This is a genomic window from Aneurinibacillus aneurinilyticus ATCC 12856, assembly GCF_000466385.1.
Lineage (GTDB): Bacteria > Bacillota > Bacilli > Aneurinibacillales > Aneurinibacillaceae > Aneurinibacillus > Aneurinibacillus aneurinilyticus.
In genome coordinates, this window is sequence record NZ_KE952777.1 from 80,915 (window position 1) to 98,161 (window position 17,247).

The 17,247-nt window shown below is 45.5% G+C and carries 16 protein-coding genes; all 16 read left to right on the top strand.

All coding sequences use genetic code 11. From position 1 onward, the window contains the following. The first annotated feature begins 7 nt into the window (after positions 1-7). Positions 8-517, top strand: coding sequence for a DUF6115 domain-containing protein (locus tag HMPREF0083_RS11470; RefSeq protein WP_021621524.1), 510 nt, complete (start codon positions 8-10; stop codon positions 515-517). A gap of 198 nt (positions 518-715) precedes the next feature. Continuing rightward, positions 716-1,426 (top strand): 30S ribosomal protein S2, encoded by a 711-nt coding sequence (gene rpsB, locus HMPREF0083_RS11475; protein ID WP_040302429.1) that lies wholly within the window; start codon positions 716-718, stop codon positions 1,424-1,426. A 120-nt stretch (positions 1,427-1,546) separates the two neighbouring features. Then, a complete protein-coding gene (gene tsf / locus HMPREF0083_RS11480; protein WP_021621526.1) occupies positions 1,547-2,434 on the top strand; it encodes a translation elongation factor Ts in 888 nt (295 codons plus the stop codon). 116 nt (positions 2,435-2,550) lie between these two features. Beyond that, positions 2,551-3,273: a UMP kinase gene (gene pyrH, locus HMPREF0083_RS11485; RefSeq protein ID WP_021621527.1), complete on the top strand. Its 723-nt coding sequence runs from the start codon at positions 2,551-2,553 to the stop codon at positions 3,271-3,273. A gap of 5 nt (positions 3,274-3,278) precedes the next feature. After that, on the top strand, positions 3,279-3,836 hold the full coding sequence (gene frr, locus HMPREF0083_RS11490; RefSeq protein ID WP_021621528.1) for a ribosome recycling factor: 558 nt from the start codon (positions 3,279-3,281) through the stop codon (positions 3,834-3,836). A 61-nt stretch (positions 3,837-3,897) separates the two neighbouring features. Continuing rightward, the gene (locus tag HMPREF0083_RS11495; protein ID WP_021621529.1) at positions 3,898-4,674 is read left to right on the top strand and encodes an isoprenyl transferase; all 777 of its coding nucleotides are present in this window, start codon (positions 3,898-3,900) and stop codon (positions 4,672-4,674) included. Between the two features lie 19 nt (positions 4,675-4,693). After that, positions 4,694-5,479 carry a phosphatidate cytidylyltransferase gene (locus tag HMPREF0083_RS11500; RefSeq protein WP_021621530.1) on the top strand — a complete coding sequence of 262 codons (786 nt, stop codon included), beginning with the start codon at positions 4,694-4,696 and terminating at the stop codon, positions 5,477-5,479. Between the two features lie 44 nt (positions 5,480-5,523). Beyond that, entirely contained in the window at positions 5,524-6,672 is a 1,149-nt protein-coding gene (locus tag HMPREF0083_RS11505; RefSeq protein ID WP_021621531.1) for a 1-deoxy-D-xylulose-5-phosphate reductoisomerase, read from the top strand. Between the two features lie 36 nt (positions 6,673-6,708). Beyond that, the gene (gene rseP / locus HMPREF0083_RS11510; protein ID WP_021621532.1) at positions 6,709-7,968 is read left to right on the top strand and encodes an RIP metalloprotease RseP; all 1,260 of its coding nucleotides are present in this window, start codon (positions 6,709-6,711) and stop codon (positions 7,966-7,968) included. Between the two features lie 115 nt (positions 7,969-8,083). Further along, positions 8,084-9,793, top strand: coding sequence for a proline--tRNA ligase (locus HMPREF0083_RS11515; RefSeq protein WP_021621533.1), 1,710 nt, complete (start codon positions 8,084-8,086; stop codon positions 9,791-9,793). A gap of 183 nt (positions 9,794-9,976) precedes the next feature. Beyond that, the gene (locus HMPREF0083_RS11520) at positions 9,977-14,284 is read left to right on the top strand and encodes a PolC-type DNA polymerase III (protein WP_021621535.1); all 4,308 of its coding nucleotides are present in this window, start codon (positions 9,977-9,979) and stop codon (positions 14,282-14,284) included. 232 nt (positions 14,285-14,516) lie between these two features. Continuing rightward, a complete protein-coding gene (gene rimP, locus HMPREF0083_RS11525; RefSeq protein ID WP_021621536.1) occupies positions 14,517-14,981 on the top strand; it encodes a ribosome maturation factor RimP in 465 nt (154 codons plus the stop codon). 27 nt (positions 14,982-15,008) lie between these two features. After that, entirely contained in the window at positions 15,009-16,196 is a 1,188-nt protein-coding gene (gene nusA / locus HMPREF0083_RS11530) for a transcription termination factor NusA (RefSeq protein ID WP_021621537.1), read from the top strand. 6 nt (positions 16,197-16,202) lie between these two features. Beyond that, complete coding sequence (gene rnpM, locus HMPREF0083_RS11535; RefSeq protein ID WP_040302434.1) at positions 16,203-16,478, top strand: RNase P modulator RnpM; 276 nt, start codon at positions 16,203-16,205, stop codon at positions 16,476-16,478. After that, positions 16,475-16,774, top strand: a complete 300-nt coding sequence (locus HMPREF0083_RS11540) for a YlxQ family RNA-binding protein (RefSeq protein WP_021621539.1) — start codon at positions 16,475-16,477, stop codon at positions 16,772-16,774. Before rnpM ends, HMPREF0083_RS11540 begins: the two co-directional genes overlap by 4 nt. 17 nt (positions 16,775-16,791) lie before the next feature. Beyond that, positions 16,792-17,247: translation initiation factor IF-2 N-terminal domain-containing protein (locus tag HMPREF0083_RS29020; protein ID WP_021621540.1), on the top strand; the 456-nt coding region annotated here is incomplete at its 3' end.

Consider the following 17,247-nt stretch of genomic DNA (forward strand, 5'->3'; position numbering starts at 1 on the left):
AAAGTACATGGTGACAGACATTTGGCTTTCGGCTCTTACCATCATTGTTCTATTGCTGGCGCTGCGTCTTTTGAAGAACAGCAATGGCAAACGGACGGAGCAAGAGGAAGGCGTTGAAGATAAATTTCACACACTGATGACAGCATTTGAACGAGAGAACAGCGAGCTGGTACGTTCCATTTCTCAAGTTAAACGCATGACCGATATGGAACTTACCGGCGTGAAAGAAGAGTTAGCCAGCTTGCGGCAGCAGGTAGGAGACCTGATGCAGCAAAAAGAGGAGTTAATGGAAAACATAGTACAGTTACAAGGCTCCGTGGGCGAGTTTTCCAAACCGAAAACGTCTTCTGATGCCTTCCTTTCCCATTTCCTCAAAGATGAATACAAAGATATTCCTCAGCTATATGCACAAGGGATGTCTTCGCTTGAAATTGCCCGTAAACTTGGTGTAGGAGATGGAGAGGTAAAGATGGTTATCCAGATGCTAAAAAAGCAAGGGTTGCTTCCGGCAGAATAATTTTTAATCATACAGTAAAAAATGATGTTTGTTTGTTGCATTTTTTTTACACCTATGGTATATTTACAAACGGTGTAAAAATACACACGTTCTTCAATTCGGATGAAGGTGCTTACGTATGAACTGCGGAAGTCTCATTCGGAGATGCGAAGGGCGGAGGCTTTACAAAAAACCATTTTAGAGGAGGTGTCGTTGAAGATGGCAGTGATTTCTATGAAACAATTGCTGGAAGCAGGTGTGCACTTTGGTCACCAGACTCGTCGCTGGAACCCAAAGATGTCCCGCTATATCTTCACCGAACGTAACGGAATTTACATTATTGACTTGCAAAAAACTGTAAAAAAAGTAGAGGAAGCGTATAACTTTGTTCGCGAAGTAGCTGCTTCCGGCGGTAAAATCCTGTTTGTAGGAACGAAAAAACAGGCGCAGGAGTCTGTGTCCGAAGAGGCGCAACGCTGCGGCATGCACTTCATTAATCAACGCTGGTTGGGTGGTACGTTGACAAACTTCTCAACCATTCAAAAACGTGTAGCTCGTCTTCACCAATTGAATGCAATGGAGAATGACGGCACATTCGAACTTCTTCCGAAAAAAGAAGTTATCTTGCTTCGCAAAGAAAAAGATCGTCTGGAGAAATTCCTTGGCGGTATCAGCAGCATGAAGGAACTTCCGGACGCGATTTTCGTTATTGATCCACGCAAAGAGCGTATCGCTGTTGCGGAAGCTCGTAAGCTTGGTATTCCGATTGTAGGTATCGTTGATACAAACTGCGATCCGGATGAAATTGACTATGTTATTCCAGGTAACGATGATGCCATCCGTGCTGTTAAATTGCTGACAGCAAAAATGGCGGATGCGGTTCTCGAAGCAAACCAAGGTTCTGGTGAAGAGGTCGCAGCTACCGTATAAGTTCCGCAAGTACTGTAAGGGTGGGTGAAGGGTGTAACCTTTCCCGCCCTTTTGTTACAGTAAATAAGGATAAAAATGCTTATTATTTTACACATAATAAACATGTAGGAGGATTTTCTCATGGCAATTAGTGCAAGCATGGTAAAAGAACTGCGTGAAAGAACAGGCGCAGGCATGATGGATTGTAAAAAAGCGCTGCAAGAGGCAGATGGAGATATGGAAAAAGCAGTTGATATTCTCCGTGAAAAAGGTATCGCGAAAGCTGCGAAAAAATCAGATCGCGTTGCTGCGGAAGGTCTTACTGCTGTTGAGACACAAGGAAACCTGGGTGTTATCGTTGAAGTGAACTCTGAAACAGACTTTGTAGCTAAAAACGAAAATTTCCAAAGCTTTGTAAAAGAAATCTCCGAACATCTGCTGAGCCAACGTCCGGCAAATGTAGAAGAAGCGCTTGGACAGGCTTTTAAAGGCGAGGGCGCATCATTGCAAGAAGTGCTCAATGAGAAAATCTCAACCATTGGTGAAAACATGAATATCCGTCGCTTTGAAATTCTTGAAAAAGCGGATGGTAACCTGTTTGGCCATTACCTGCACATGGGCGGACGTATTGGCGTATTGATTGAGCTTGCTAATACAACAAATGAAGAATTGGCAAAAGATTTGGCTATGCAAATTGCCGCTGCGAAACCGACTTATGTAAAACGTGATGAAGTTGATGCAAGCGAGCTTGATAGAGAGCGTGAAGTTCTAACTGCGCAAGCATTGAATGAAGGCAAACCTGAGAACATTGTACAAAAAATGGTGGAAGGTCGCCTGAATAAATATTATGAAGAAGTTTGCCTTGTTGAGCAAACATTCGTAAAAGATTCTGATAAAAAAGTTAAAGATTTGCTAAAAGCCAATAATACGGATGTTGTTCGCTTTGTTCGCTATGAAGTAGGAGAAGGTATCGAGAAAAAAGCCGACAACTTTGTTGAAGAAGTAATGGCACAAACGAAAAAACAATAATATCAGAAGACAAATAGGGAACACAGCGTGTTCCCTATTTTATAAACTGAGGAAACAGGCAGGAAGTCTTCCTGATATTAGCGAACAATTTTATAGAGGATGGGAGTTGTTTTTCAATGCCACTTCCCGCGTACAAGCGAGTTGTATTAAAATTAAGCGGAGAGGCGCTTGCCGGAAATGTCGGATACGGTATTGATTCCGATGTTATTACGTCGATTTCCAAGCAAATTAAAGAAATTGTGGAGTTAGGTGTGCAGGTTGCTATTGTTGTCGGCGGCGGTAATATTTGGCGCGGCTTGGCCGGAAGCGCAAAAGGAATCGATCGCACTACAGCTGACTATATGGGCATGCTGGCTACTGTGATGAACAGCTTGGCACTGCAGGATGGACTGGAGCGTGCTGGCGTTCCGACCCGAGTGCAAACCTCAATTGAAATGCGGCAGGTTGCCGAACCGTACATAAGAAGAAAGGCCGTTCGTCATCTGGAAAAGAACCGGGTCGTGATTTTTGCGGCAGGCACGGGCAATCCGTACTTTTCCACTGATACAACGGCAGCGCTTCGCGCAGCAGAGATTGAAGCTGAAGTCATTCTGATGGCGAAGAATAAAGTGGATGGTGTATATTCTGCCGATCCTGCCGTTGACCCTAACGCCGAGAAATACGATAACCTCACATATTTGGAGGTGCTGAATAAAGGGCTGGGCGTTATGGATTCTACTGCTTCAAGTCTTTGTATGGATAATCATCTTCCACTCCTCGTTTTCTCAATTATGGAAGAGGGAAATATTAAACGAGCCATTATGGGCGAAAAAATTGGTACGATTGTGAAAGGAGAATAATAACGATGCCACAGCAAGTGTTAAAAGAAGCTGAAGAAAGAATGGATAAGGCCATTTCTTCTTTAAAGCGAGAGCTAAGCACCCTGCGCGCCGGCAGAGCGACTCCTTCCCTGCTGGACAGAGTAACGGTGGAGTATTATGGCTCACCAGTGCCTGTAAATCAGGTAGCTAATATCAGCACTCCGGAACCGCGTCTTATCGTCATTCAACCGTGGGAGAAAACAATGCTTGGGCCGATTGAAAAATCAATTTTGAAATCTGATCTGGGCCTAACACCAACCAACGATGGAAATGTCATCCGCATTGCTATTCCTGCGCTGACCGAACAACGACGTCTGGAGCTTGTAAAACTGGCGAAAAAATCAGGTGAAGAAGCAAAAGTCGCCATCCGTAATATTCGTCGTGATGCCAATGATTCCATTAAGAAGCTGGAGAAAAACGGAGACATCACAGAAGATGATATGAAGCACAATCAGGACCTGGTACAGAAAGCAACTGATAAGCATGTAGCCCTTGTAGATCAGGTTGTTTCTGATAAAGAAAAAGAAATCATGGAAGTGTAACAAACAGCCCCCTCGTAGGTGAGGGGGTTTATGATATATTTGAGTACGGGGGAACGTACGTATGCTTGATAAACTAACCAGGTGGATGCAAAAAAATGAAGATGATTCATCATTGCATGAGTATGAACTGGACGCAAGCAACATTCCAAAGCATGTAGCCATCATTATGGACGGAAATGGACGATGGGCGAAGAGACGGGCATTGCCGCGTGTGGCAGGTCATCGGGCCGGAATGAAGACGGTGAAAGAGATTACGAAAACAGCGGATGAAATCGGTGTGGAAGTGTTGACATTGTATGCTTTTTCCACTGAGAATTGGAAGCGTCCAGCTGATGAAGTGGAATATTTGATGCGTCTGCCACAAGAGTATCTGGCAAGTGAATTGGAAGAGTTAATCGAACGTAACGTACAGGTGCGTATGGTTGGATATGAAGAGGATTTACCTGATTATACGTTGAAAGCTGTGATAGATGCACGAGAGAAAACCAGACAGAATACAGGATTGATTCTTAACTTTGCACTTAATTACGGAAGCCGTGCGGAGATGATTGCCGCAGTTAAGCAAATTGCACAGAAAGTTAGAGATGGACAGATTGATCCAGAGCAGATTGGAGAAGAAATGTTCAGTTCTCACTTAACTACAATCGGGCTTCCTGATCCCGATTTATTGATTCGTACGAGCGGTGAGCTTCGATTAAGCAACTTCATGCTTTGGCAGTTGGCTTACAGCGAGCTTTGGTTCAGTGATGTATACTGGCCAGACTTTTCCCGAAAACATTTCTATGAAGCAATTAAAGCATATCAGCAGCGAAACAGACGATATGGAGCACTTACATAGTGAAGTGCCCCGCTAAGGGGTGGAACGCTTGAAAACACGGGTAATTACGGGATTTTTGTGGGGGGTTGGCTTCCTCCTTGTTGTTTATTTAGGAGGTATCTGGTATACTACCCTTGTTTTTTTTCTTGCTACGCTTGCTTATTATGAATTAATCCGGATGAATCATATCCGGCTGATGGACTGGCATGGACTGACTGGGCTTGTTTTCTTATGGCTTTTGCTGTTCCCTAATTTGGTGTGGGAAGGAAACATGCTGAGAGGCGATGCCGTATTTTTGTTTGTTCTGCTCTTTTTGTTTATTACCGTAGCCTCTAAAAATCGGGTCGAATACCAACATGTTGCCTATCTTTTGTTCAGCTCGTTTTATTTAGGCATCGGTTTTCATTTCATGAATGAGACCCGAATTGTAAATGGACTTGCCATTACGCTGGCAATCGTATTTAGTACATGGGCGACCGATACAGGAGCATATTTTGTAGGGAAAGCACGTGGTAAAACAAAATTGTGGCCTGCCATCAGTCCGAATAAGACGATTGAGGGTTCACTGGGTGGAGTTGTTTTAGCGGTCGTTACCATGATTGTATTTTCGTTTATTACGGATTCACTTACGATTTCGCAGGCGCTAATCATCGGACTTGTTATTTCGGTGAGCGGTCAAATTGGCGATTTGATGGAATCCGCGATTAAACGTACGTTAAATGTAAAGGATTCAGGCTCTATTCTACCCGGTCACGGGGGCGTGCTTGATAGATTGGATAGCCTTATTGTTGTTTTTCCCGTTCTGCATTTGCTTCAGTTGTTATAAAATGAGAAGAAAAGGCATAGGTTGACCGTTCATTAGGAGGAAATATGAGAAAAATAGCCATCCTAGGTTCTACTGGCTCAATAGGAACGCAGGCGCTGGATGTAATCCGGCAGCACCCGGAACAGTTTTCGGTTGTCGCGCTTGCAGCCGGAAAAAATATTGATTTGTTGACCGAACAGGCACATGAATTTCAGCCGCAGCTTGTGTCGGTAGCAACAAAAGAGCTGGCTGAAAAAATTCAACATCAATTACCTTTGAATACAAAAGCAGTTTGGGGAGAAGAAGGCGCACTTGCAGCGGCGACGCATCCTGATGCTGATTTTGTCATTTCCGCTATAGTAGGCAGTGCGGGACTCTTGCCCACGCTTGCGGCCATTGAAGCGGGAAAAGCGATTGGCCTAGCCAACAAGGAAACGCTTGTAACGGCTGGCCATATCGTAATGCGAAAAGCGAAAGAACATGACGTTTCTGTTATACCGATAGATAGTGAGCATTCCGCCATCTTCCAATGCTTACAGGGAGAAGATAAATCGGCTATACGCCGACTTATCATTACCGCATCCGGAGGTTCATTCCGAGATTTGACACGGGAGCAATTGGCGGATGTGACGGTCAAAGAGGCTCTGGCCCATCCGAATTGGAGCATGGGGGCTAAAGTTACGATTGATTCGGCTACAATGATGAATAAGGGTCTTGAAGTGATTGAAGCCCATTGGTTATTCGATTTGCCGTATAATAAAATTGATACGATTCTTCATAAGGAAAGCATTATCCACTCTATGGTGGAGTTTACGGATCGGGCGGTAATGGCCCAGTTGGGTACCCCTGATATGCGCACTCCTATTCAGTATGCAATGGCCTATCCGAAACGGATTCCGCTGGAAACGGAGCCGCTTGATTTAATGAAAGTTTCCCAGCTTCATTTTACGGCTTTAGATTTTAAGCGTTATCCGTGCCTCGCTTTTGCGTATGAAGCAGGTCAAAAAGGCGGAACGCTGCCGACCGTATTAAACGGCGCCAATGAAGTGGCAGTTGCCCGTTTTTTACGTGGCGATATTCCATTCCTGGCAATTGAGGATACGATCGCGCATGCGATGGCGAAGCATAAGGTTGTGGAAAATCCGGGACTGGAAGATATTTTCGAGGCGGATCGGTGGGCGCGTCAGATTGCAGAAAAGTATCAACCGGCCTGATAAGAAGGCCAAACAATCAGGAAAGGTGGAACCCCGTTGTTAAAGGTTTTAGCCATTGTTCTTGTGTTTGGATTGTTAGTCTTTATCCACGAATTGGGGCATCTTTTGCTGGCTAAGCGTGCCGGTATTTTGTGCCGCGAATTCGCTATTGGTATGGGTCCGAAGCTGTATTCGTTCGTCAAAGGGGAAACGCGGTATACGCTTCGCTTGTTGCCGATCGGGGGATTCGTCCGTATGGCGGGAGAAGATCCGGAAGTTGTCGAGATTCATCGTGGACAAGATGTGGGACTTCTTCTTGATAAAGAAGGAAAAGCAACGCGTATCATTTTGACGAATATCCGTAATTATCCAGAAGCGACAATCGTTACGGTAGAAGAGACGGACTTTGAGCACCATCTATTTATTCGTGGGGTTGAAGATGGGGAAGAGGTTCGCTATCCGGTTCATCCACAAGCAATGATGGTGCACAATAATCAGGAAACGCAAATTGCCCCGTATGATCGCCAGTTTGGTAGCAAGACGGTAGGACAACGTGCCGCCGCTATTTTTGCCGGACCGCTCGCGAACTTTTTGCTGGCGTTTGTGTTATTAACAATTATGGGATTAACGTATGGTGTACCGAGTAATAAGCCGATAATCGGGCAAACCATTCCGAACCAGGCAGCGGCCAAAGCTGGACTACAGCAGGGCGATAAGGTACTATCCATCGAAGGCAAACCAATGAGTACATGGAAGGATATTGTGCAAGTGGTCAGCACTTCACCAGGCAAAGAGCTTTCGTTTATTATCGAACGTGGCGGCGAGCAATTTTCCCTTCCTGTAACGCCGACAAAAGAAGTTCAGAAGCGAGGACAGCAAGAAATTCAAATTGGTAAAATCGGCGTATATTCGCCAACATCTAAATCTTTTATTGGTGCTGCTAAATACGGTGCGGTTACCACATATGAGTTTTCGAAGCTGATTTATGAGATGATTGGCAAGCTGTTTACAGGACAGGTTCCAGTACAGGACCTATCTGGTCCGGTGGGCATCTTTAACTATACGTACAAAGCAGCAGAGAATGGACTCGTTGTGCTCATTCAATGGACGGCAGCATTAAGTGTAAATCTGGGGATCATGAATTTGCTTCCGCTGCCTGCTCTTGATGGAGGACGTCTTGTTTTCATCGGACTTGAAGCAGTGCGGGGACGTCCTATCGACCCGCAGAAAGAAGGAATGGTTCATTTTCTGGGTTTTGCATTCTTGATGGTGCTCATCCTTGTTGTAACGTGGAATGACATCCAACGGTTCTTCTAGTTTAAATGCTTGATGGGCAATTGTAAGGCGAGAGAGGAAGAGGTATGAAAGACTTCTGCCTCTTTCTTTTCCTTATACTTAGATAAATAACGTTCATATTAGGAGGTTGTGTGTTGTGAGGCAGTCTAAACTATTTCTTCCGACGTTGCGGGAGGTTCCTGCAGAAGCGGAGATTATTAGCCATCAGCTAATGGTACGGGCGGGATTAATGCGCCAACTCGCATCTGGAGTGTATACATATTTGCCGCTGGGCCATCGTGTGCTGCGCAAGGTACAGCAAATTGTGCGTGAGGAGATGGAGCGCGCCGATGCACAAGAAATTTCGATGCCGGCTATTCAGCCAGCTGAGCTGTGGCAGGAGACCGGACGTTGGGAGGCGTATGGTCCAGAATTGATGCGCTTGAAGGATCGTCATAACCGGGATTTTGTACTGGGTCCGACACATGAAGAAGTAGTGACTGGACTTGTTCGCGATAATTTGAACACATACAAGAAGCTGCCAATTAACTTATATCAAATTCAGACGAAGTATCGCGATGAGGTACGCCCGCGTTTCGGGGTCATTCGTTCCCGTGAATTTATTATGAAGGATGCATACAGCTTTGACACGACTCGTGAGGGATTGGATAAAAGCTATGACAGCATGTATGACGCCTATACGCGTATCTTTACGCGAACCGGATTAACCTTCCGTGCGGTTGAAGCGGATGCGGGAGCTATCGGGGGTAAAGGAACACACGAGTTCATGGCCTTATCTGCAATCGGAGAGGATACGATCGCTTATTGTACATCGTGCGATTATGCGGCAAATTTGGAAAAAGCGGAAGTGGTGTACAAGTCTGTGGGAGAAGAGGTCGCTTCTCAGTCAGAAATGGAAAAAGTGCCCACACCGGATGTGAAAACGATTGAACAGCTAATGAATCACTTCGATATGGAAGCACGCCAAATGATTAAAGCGCTTGTTTTTAAAGCTGATGATCGTTTTGTTGTTGCGCTGGTACGAGGCGATCATGAGCTGAATGACACCAAACTTAAAAACATTGTTGATGCTAATGTACTTACCATGGCTACGGAAGCAGAGATGAGCAAGCTTGGTGTACCTGTCGGTTTCGTTGGCCCTATCAATCTGCCGGATGAGATTGAAGTGTATGCTGACTCCGCTGTACGGGACATGCAGGTAGCGGTGACCGGAGCTAACGAAAAAGACTACCATTACAAAAATGTAGTGCCGGAACGCGATTTTACTGTTACAGCGTATGCGGATTTACGCAATATTGTTGAAGGAGACGAATGTCCTCGCTGCGGTGGGCATATCGCATTTGCACGAGGAATTGAAGTCGGACACGTATTCAAGCTGGGCACACGCTACAGTGAAAAGATGGGCGCGAAGTTCCTTGACGAGAATGGTAGAGAGCAGCCAATGATTATGGGTTGCTACGGTATTGGTGTCTCACGTACAGTAGCAGCTTGCGTTGAACAGAACAATGACGAGAATGGCATCATCTGGCCTTGGTCGCTGGCGCCTTTCCATATTCATGTTGTACCGGTTAACGTAAAAAATGAAGAACAGAAACAATTGGCTGAGTCCCTCTACGAGAAACTGCAAAGCGAAGGATTTGAGGTATTATTGGATGACCGTTCGGAACGGGCAGGTGTAAAGTTCAAAGATGCCGATTTAATTGGCCTTCCGATTCGGATTACAGTCGGAGGCAAAGCAGGAGAAGGTCTTGTGGAATGCAAAGTTCGCAAAACGGGTGAAAGTAAAGATATACATGTTGATGAACTAATGGCGCATGTCAAAGAACTGGCTGGTTCATTACAATAGGTGTGTCTATATACATTACACTTGATATTTTGATGTAAATGAAGAGGTGGGAAAAAATGACGAGCAGGACGATTTTTGTCTGCTGGCGGCGTATATTCCTGCCTCTCTTCTATTTTTACCTCGCCTACCATCCACATATCGAATGAGTGCGTACATTCTACTATAGAGGAGAGGATTGTTTACATGGAAAACGACACTGCGAAGCAAGAACGTTTTGGATTGTTGCTTCAGCAATTGGCTATTCCGCCTGAGTTTGTTGAAAAATATTTTTCCGATGGTCTTATCGAGAAGGTGGAAGTCTATCGTCAGGAGAAGCGCTGGCATTTCTATTTGCAACTTCCTGAACTGCTGCCACTGAATGTATACCAAGCCTTCCATACCAAGCTAGTGCAGGCGTTTCAAAATATCGCTTCGGTTGATTGTAATATGAGATATGTTCGCCCTGTCCAAATGCCAAGATTCGTAAAAGAGTACTGGCCGCTCATCGTAGAAAAAGTGTCACCGCATATTAACTCAACAGCGACATATTTGAAGAACGCTACATACGAAATAGTAGATGATCGCTTAAGGCTTGGTGTGCTTGATACATTTGCCGTAGAAAAAATGAAGCAGCGTCAAGTCGATGAATGGATAGCCCGTACAATAAAGCAGCTGTGTGGCGATTCCCTGCCGATTGTATATCATGTGGCACAAAACGAAGAGAAGTATCAGCAATTTGTTGAACAACGGGAAGAAGAGGATCGCAGCCGTGCTATGGAAGCGTTGCTGGAAAAGCAGAAGGAAAAAGAGAAAACGGAAGCGAATAAAGAAGCTGCAGCTTCGATGGAAGTATTGCAGATCGGTTATGACATTAAGGATGATTCTGTCTCTATTTGTGACATTCAGGAGGAAATGGGCCGCACCTGCATTGAAGGACTTGTATTCGGTGCAGAGGTACGTGAGCTGCGCAGTGGTCGGACACTGTGTACTTTCAACATTACAGATTACACGGACTCCCTACAAGTAAAAATCTTTGCACGTGACAAAGACGATGTACCGAAGCTTGCAGCTATTAAGAATGGCATCTGGCTTCGTGTACGCGGGCCGATTCAGGAAGATACATTTGCGCGCGAGTTGGTCATGATGGCAAAAGACTTGATTCAAATTAAGCCATCGGCATCGCGTATGGATTATGCGGAAGAAAAACGGGTGGAATTCCATTGTCATACGAATATGAGTGCGATGGACGGTATCGCTTCTGCCGAACGTTTAATCAAGCAAGCTGCTGAATGGGGCCATAAGGCGATCGCCATTACAGACCATGCGGTAGCACAGGCGTTTCCTGAAGCGTTTTCTGCTGCAAAAAAACACGGCATTAAAGTGTTATATGGCATGGAAGCAAATGTTGTGTCCGATTCAACCGTTATTGTACATCAATCGCAGGAGCGTATGCTGGCTGATGATACTTATGTGGTTTTTGACGTGGAAACAACCGGGCTATCTGTTGTAAATAATGCGATTATCGAGCTGGCTGGTGTTAAGATGAAAAACGGTGAAATCATCGGAAAATACGAGTCTTTCGTCAATCCGCATGAGCCGATCCCGCTTAATATTCAACAGTTAACCAGCATTACGGATGATATGGTAAAGGACGCACCAGAACTTGCTCAAGTTATCCGCGAATTTGTGGAATTTGTTGGTGATGCGGTGCTTGTGGCACATAATGCCAAGTTCGATATGGGCTTTTTACAGGCGAGTTGTAAGCAAACTGGTCTTCCGCCGGTACAAAACCCGTTTCTGGATACGCTGGAGCTGGCGCGCTTTTTATATCCGGGCATGCGCAATCATCGACTGAATACACTGGCATCCAAATTTAATGTGAGCCTGGAGAATCATCACCGTGCGGTTGATGACTCCGAAGCGACAGGATATATCTTCTTCTTTATGTTAAAAGAAGTACTGGAGCGGAACATCATAAATCTTAATGATTTAAACAATCATGTAGGATTGGATTTGCAGAATTCGCGCCCGTTTCACTGCAATATTTATGCGCTAAATGAAATTGGCAAGAAAAACCTTTATAAGATTATTTCGTTGTCCCATACGGAATATTTATATAAAACGCCGCGTATTCCGCGGGCGCAAATTCAAAAGCACCGGGAAGGCTTGCTCATCAGCTCCGGTTGTGAAAAAGGCGAGCTATTTGACACAGTACTCAATAAAAGTCCGGAAGAGGCTGAAGAAGTAGCCCGTTTCTATGATGTATTGGAAATTCAGCCGATCGAGATCAATCGCCATTTAGTAGAGAAGCAATTGGTCGCGAATGAAGCAACGCTCATGGATGCGAACCGCAAAATTGTAGAGCTTGGCGAGAAACTTAATCTTCCAGTCATTGCGACCGGTAATGTGCATTACGTTCATCCGTATGAAAAAGACTATCGTACGATTTTGATTCACGGGATTACAGGCTTTAGTCCGCTTAAAGATCAGTACAAGCCGGATGCGCATTTCCGCACGACGGATGAAATGCTAGAAGAATTTAAATATCTGGGTGAAGAGAAAGCGAAGGAAGTTGTCATCACGAATCCAAACATGCTGGCGGATAAGTTTGAGGAACTCGAAATCATCCCAAAAGATTTGTATACGCCGAAAATCGAAGGCGCAGAAGAAGAAATCCGTTCGATGAGCTATAACAAAGCAAAAGAGCTGTACGGTGAACAGCTACCGGAAATTGTGGAGAAACGGTTGGAAAAAGAGCTTAACAGCATTATTACGCACGGTTTTGCGGTTATTTATCTTATCTCACATAAGCTGGTGAAGAAGTCAATCGACGATGGTTATCTTGTGGGTAGCCGGGGCTCTGTCGGTTCATCCTTTGTCGCCACGATGACGGAGATTACTGAGGTAAACCCGCTGCCACCACATTACCGTTGTCCAGAATGCAAACATAGCGAATGGTTTACTAAAGGGGAATATGGCTCCGGTTTCGACTTGCCTAAGAAAAATTGTCCTACTTGCGACATTCCGATGACGGGGGATGGACATGATATTCCGTTTGAGACGTTCCTTGGTTTTAAAGGGGATAAAGTTCCTGATATTGACTTGAACTTCTCAGGTGAATACCAGCCGCATGCGCATAACTATACGAAAGTGTTGTTCGGCGAAGAATATGTATACCGCGCCGGAACGATTGGCACAGTAGCAGAGAAAACAGCATACGGGTTTGTACGCAAATACGGCGAGGAAAAAGGAAAAACATGGCGCAATGCAGAAATGAGTCGGCTCGCCACAGGATGCTCCGGTGTCAAACGAACGACGGGACAGCATCCAGGCGGAATTATTGTTGTTCCAGATTATATGGAAATCTACGATTTTTGTCCGATTCAATATCCGGCCGACGATAAGGAAGCAGAATGGCGCACTACGCACTACGACTTCCATTCCATCCATGATAACTTATTAAAACTTGATATTCTTGGCCATGACGATCCGACTGTTATCCGGATGTTGCAAGATTTGACCGGACTTGATCCGAAGAAAATTCCAGTCGGAGATCCAGAAGTGATGAGAATTTTCAGTGGAACGGACGTGCTGGGTGTTACCCCGGAGCAAATCGACAGTAATGTAGGAACGCTGGGCGTTCCTGAATTCGGGACGAAATTCGTCCGCCAAATGCTTGAAGATACACGGCCATCTACATTTGCTGAGCTGGTACAGATTTCAGGCCTGTCACATGGAACGGATGTATGGCTTAATAACGCTCAGGAACTTGTACGCAATGGTACGTGCGAGCTGAAAGATGTTATCGGCTGCCGGGATGATATTATGGTGTATTTGATGCATAAAGGCCTTGAACCTTCCTTTGCCTTCAAAATTATGGAGTCGGTACGGAAAGGAAAGGGACTCACACCGGAGATGGAAGAGGAGATGAAAAACAATAATGTGCCGGATTGGTATATCTGGTCATGCAAACAAATTAAGTACATGTTCCCGAAGGCGCATGCTACGGCCTACGTATTGATGGCGGTACGCATTGCGTACTTCAAGGTACATTATCCGATTCATTTCTATGCCACATACTTTACTGTACGTGCAGATGATTTTGATGCTGAACTTGCGATACAGGGACCCGCGGCAATCCGAGCTCGTATTAAAGAAATCGTCGAGAAAGGTAACGACGCGCAACCGAAGGAGAAAACGCTGCTTACCGTATTGGAGATGTGCCTCGAGATGTGTGAGCGAGGTTTTAGGTTCCAAAATGTAGATTTATACCGTTCAGATGCCAGTCAGTTTATTATTGACGGCGATAGCCTGATCCCGCCATTCAATGCACTGGCAGGCGTAGGAACGAATGCGGCTATTAATATTGTTAAGGCGCGTGAGGCGGGCGAGTTTTTATCTATTGAAGATTTGCAGCAGCGTGCTCGCTGTTCCCGTTCTGTCATCGAGCTTCTCCAGCAACAGGGTTGTCTGAGCAGCCTGCCGGAAACAAATCAACTTTCGCTGTTCTAGAGAGGAGGTAGAGGGGGAAGGATAGTGTCCTTTTTCTCTCTCTTCTATCGTCTATTTATGCCAGTATTGACGGTAGTTGCCTGGGTTTGGTGATTATGCTATAATACTTTTTGGTAATACTAAGTATACGTAATGTGATGACGCAAAGAGTGGGGAAACCCACTCTTTCCTTTTAGCCAGGGAAGCGGGCTATATTTACTTTGCATTCTACTGAACTTGTTCTAGGGGGTTAATGTCCTTGAGTCAACATGTAATCGCCGTGACCGAAGAGTTGGTCGCACCGATTCTGGAAGAAGAAAATTTGGAGCTCGTCGAAATCGAATACAAAAAAGAGGGCAGCAACTGGTTCCTTCGTGTCTACATCGATAAAGAAGGCGGCGTTGATATCGAAGATTGCGGGCGTGTCAGCGAGAAGCTGAGCAAGAAGCTGGACGAGGTTGATCCGATTCCTGGGGCTTACTTCCTTGAAGTATCTTCACCTGGTGCCGAGCGTCCATTGAAAAAAGAGCAGGATTTTGAGCGTGCGGTGGGCAAACATGTACATGTGACCACTTACGAGCCGATTAATGGCTCCAAAGTATTCGAAGGTGAACTTGTCTCCTATGACGGCAAACAGCTCGAAATCAAAGAGGCGAAAGCAAGCGCACTCATTCCACGCGACAAAGTCGCCAGCGCCCGTCTCGCAATCGTGTTTTAAGATTTGAAAGGAGGATAAGGGATAACAATGAACGCCGAGTTTATTGAAGCATTACATGAGATAGAGAGAGAAAAAGGAATTAGCAAAGAAGTGCTGATCGAAGCGATCGAAGCGGCGCTTGTCTCCGGCTATAAACGTAATTTTAATTCTGCGCAAAATGTGCGTGTCGATATTAATCGCGAATTGGGCAACGTGCGTGTATTTGCCCGCAAAACGGTAGTAGAAGAAGTAACGGATCCCCGTGCCCAAATCTCGCTTGATGAAGCGCAGGAAATCGATCCGAACTATATGGTTGATGACATTATTGATATGGAAGTTACACCGCGTGATTTCGGACGCATTGCGGCGCAAACGGCTAAACAGGTCGTTACCCAGCGTATCCGCGAAGCGGAACGTGGAATTATTTATAGTGAATTTATTGACCGTGAACAAGACATTGTAACAGGTATCGTGCAGCGTCAGGACGGCCGGTTCTATTATATCGATTTAGGTAAAGTGGAAGCGTTAATGCCACTGAATGAAAAAATGCCTAATGAATCGTTTAAACAGGGTGATAGAGTCAAGGCATTTATTACAAAGGTAGAAAAGACGACAAAAGGCCCGCAAATATTTGTTTCTCGTACGCATCCGGGTCTTTTGAAACGCTTGTTTGAGTTAGAAGTGCCGGAAATATTCGACGGTGTCGTCGAGATTAAATCCGTGGCGCGTGAAGCGGGGGATCGCTCCAAAATCGCCGTTTACTCCGCTGATCCGAATGTAGATCCGGTAGGTGCTTGTGTTGGTCCGAAAGGCATGCGTGTACAGACAATTGTACAAGAATTAAAAGGCGAAAAAATCGATATTATGAAATGGTCAGAAGAGACAGCTGAATACGTGGCTAATGCGCTAAGTCCTTCAAAAGTTGTGCATGTAACTGTATATGAGGGTGAGAAAGTAACGCGTGTAATCGTGCCGGACTATCAGTTGTCGCTCGCTATCGGAAAGCGGGGACAGAATGCTCGTCTTGCTGCTAAGCTGACCGGATGGAAAATCGATATTAAAAGTGAAACCCAGGCTGCCGAAGAAGGATTCGTATACAGTGAACCGGTTTCTGTCATTCCGGCCAAAGGAATCAAAGAACCGGAAGATGTCCCGGCACAGGATGAAACGTACGATATTGAAGCGAATGCAATTGAAGAGGCTTCCACGGCAGATGTCGCGGATGAAAGGGAGTAGGGCGTTGTGAAATCAAGAAAAACTCCGCAACGCAAATGCATCGCCACTCAGGAGATGTATGATAAGCGTGATATGCTGCGCATCGTGCGGACACCGGAAGGTGAGGTTAAAGTCGATCCAACCGGCAAGGCCTCAGGTCGTGGCGCATACGTATGCCGCTCTCGGGAAGCATTTGATATTGTAAAAAAAAGAAAGCTTCTCAATCGCGCCTTGAAAGCAGAAGTAACGGACGCGATGTATGAAGCATTAGAACAAGAATTTATGAGGCATGTACGCAAATGAACAAGGTGGAGCAGATGCTTGGCCTGGCGCAGCGGGCCCGCAAGCTCATCACGGGAGAAGAACTCGTCATCAAGGCCGTTCGTCAAGGACAGATTCACCTGGTCATATTGGCGGGCGATGCATCCCTGAACACCCGCAAAAAAGTAATGGATAAGTGCGGTAGCTACGAAGTTTCTTGTGTACCATATGGCAATCGACAAACGCTTGGCGCCGCGCTTGGAAAGGAGCAACGAGTTGTCATTGGCGTGACCGATGCCGGCTTCGCAGCAAGATTGACGCAGCTGATGAACCAATAACTGTCGGGGGTGGATAAATGAGTAAATTGAGGGTACATGAATATGCTAAAGAACTTGGCATTAGCAGCAAGCAGATGATTAATCTGCTTGCGAAGCTCAATTTATCGGTAAACAACCACATGAGTACACTGGAAGACAGCACGATTCAAAAGGTAGAGCAGCATTTGAAGCAGGTAAAACAACGCGCAGATGGTCAAGAACAACAAAAGCGTGATACGGAAAAGAGTGGGAAGATGGAAAAAAAACAAGAGCAGAATAAATCAAATGTAAATAATGAAAACCGGAACACTACAGGGCAAGGCCAACGAAACAACAGTCAAGGCCAAGGTAGCAGATCACAAGGTCAAGGCGGTAGACCGCAAGGCCAAGGCGGCAGACCGCAAGGCCAGGGTGGCAGACCGCAAGGCCAAGGCGGCAGACCACAGGGTCAAGGCAGCAGACCACAGGGTCAAGGCAGCAAACCACAGGGTCAA

Excerpts from the sequence above, each read along its gene's own strand:
- nusA (WP_021621537.1), top strand. The coding sequence starts at position 15,009 with ATGAACGCCGAGTTTATTGAAGCATTACATGAGATAGAGAGAGAAAAA.
- pyrH (WP_021621527.1), top strand. The coding sequence starts at position 2,551 with ATGCCACTTCCCGCGTACAAGCGAGTTGTATTAAAATTAAGCGGAGAG.
- HMPREF0083_RS11470 (WP_021621524.1), top strand. The coding sequence starts at position 8 with ATGGTGACAGACATTTGGCTTTCGGCTCTTACCATCATTGTTCTATTG.
- HMPREF0083_RS11495 (WP_021621529.1), top strand. The coding sequence starts at position 3,898 with ATGCTTGATAAACTAACCAGGTGGATGCAAAAAAATGAAGATGATTCA.
- HMPREF0083_RS11520 (WP_021621535.1), top strand. The coding sequence starts at position 9,977 with ATGGAAAACGACACTGCGAAGCAAGAACGTTTTGGATTGTTGCTTCAG.
- frr (WP_021621528.1), top strand. The coding sequence starts at position 3,279 with ATGCCACAGCAAGTGTTAAAAGAAGCTGAAGAAAGAATGGATAAGGCC.
- rimP (WP_021621536.1), top strand. The coding sequence starts at position 14,517 with ATGTCCTTGAGTCAACATGTAATCGCCGTGACCGAAGAGTTGGTCGCA.
- HMPREF0083_RS11505 (WP_021621531.1), top strand. The coding sequence starts at position 5,524 with ATGAGAAAAATAGCCATCCTAGGTTCTACTGGCTCAATAGGAACGCAG.
- rpsB (WP_040302429.1), top strand. The coding sequence starts at position 716 with ATGGCAGTGATTTCTATGAAACAATTGCTGGAAGCAGGTGTGCACTTT.
- HMPREF0083_RS11540 (WP_021621539.1), top strand. The coding sequence starts at position 16,475 with ATGAACAAGGTGGAGCAGATGCTTGGCCTGGCGCAGCGGGCCCGCAAG.
- tsf (WP_021621526.1), top strand. The coding sequence starts at position 1,547 with ATGGCAATTAGTGCAAGCATGGTAAAAGAACTGCGTGAAAGAACAGGC.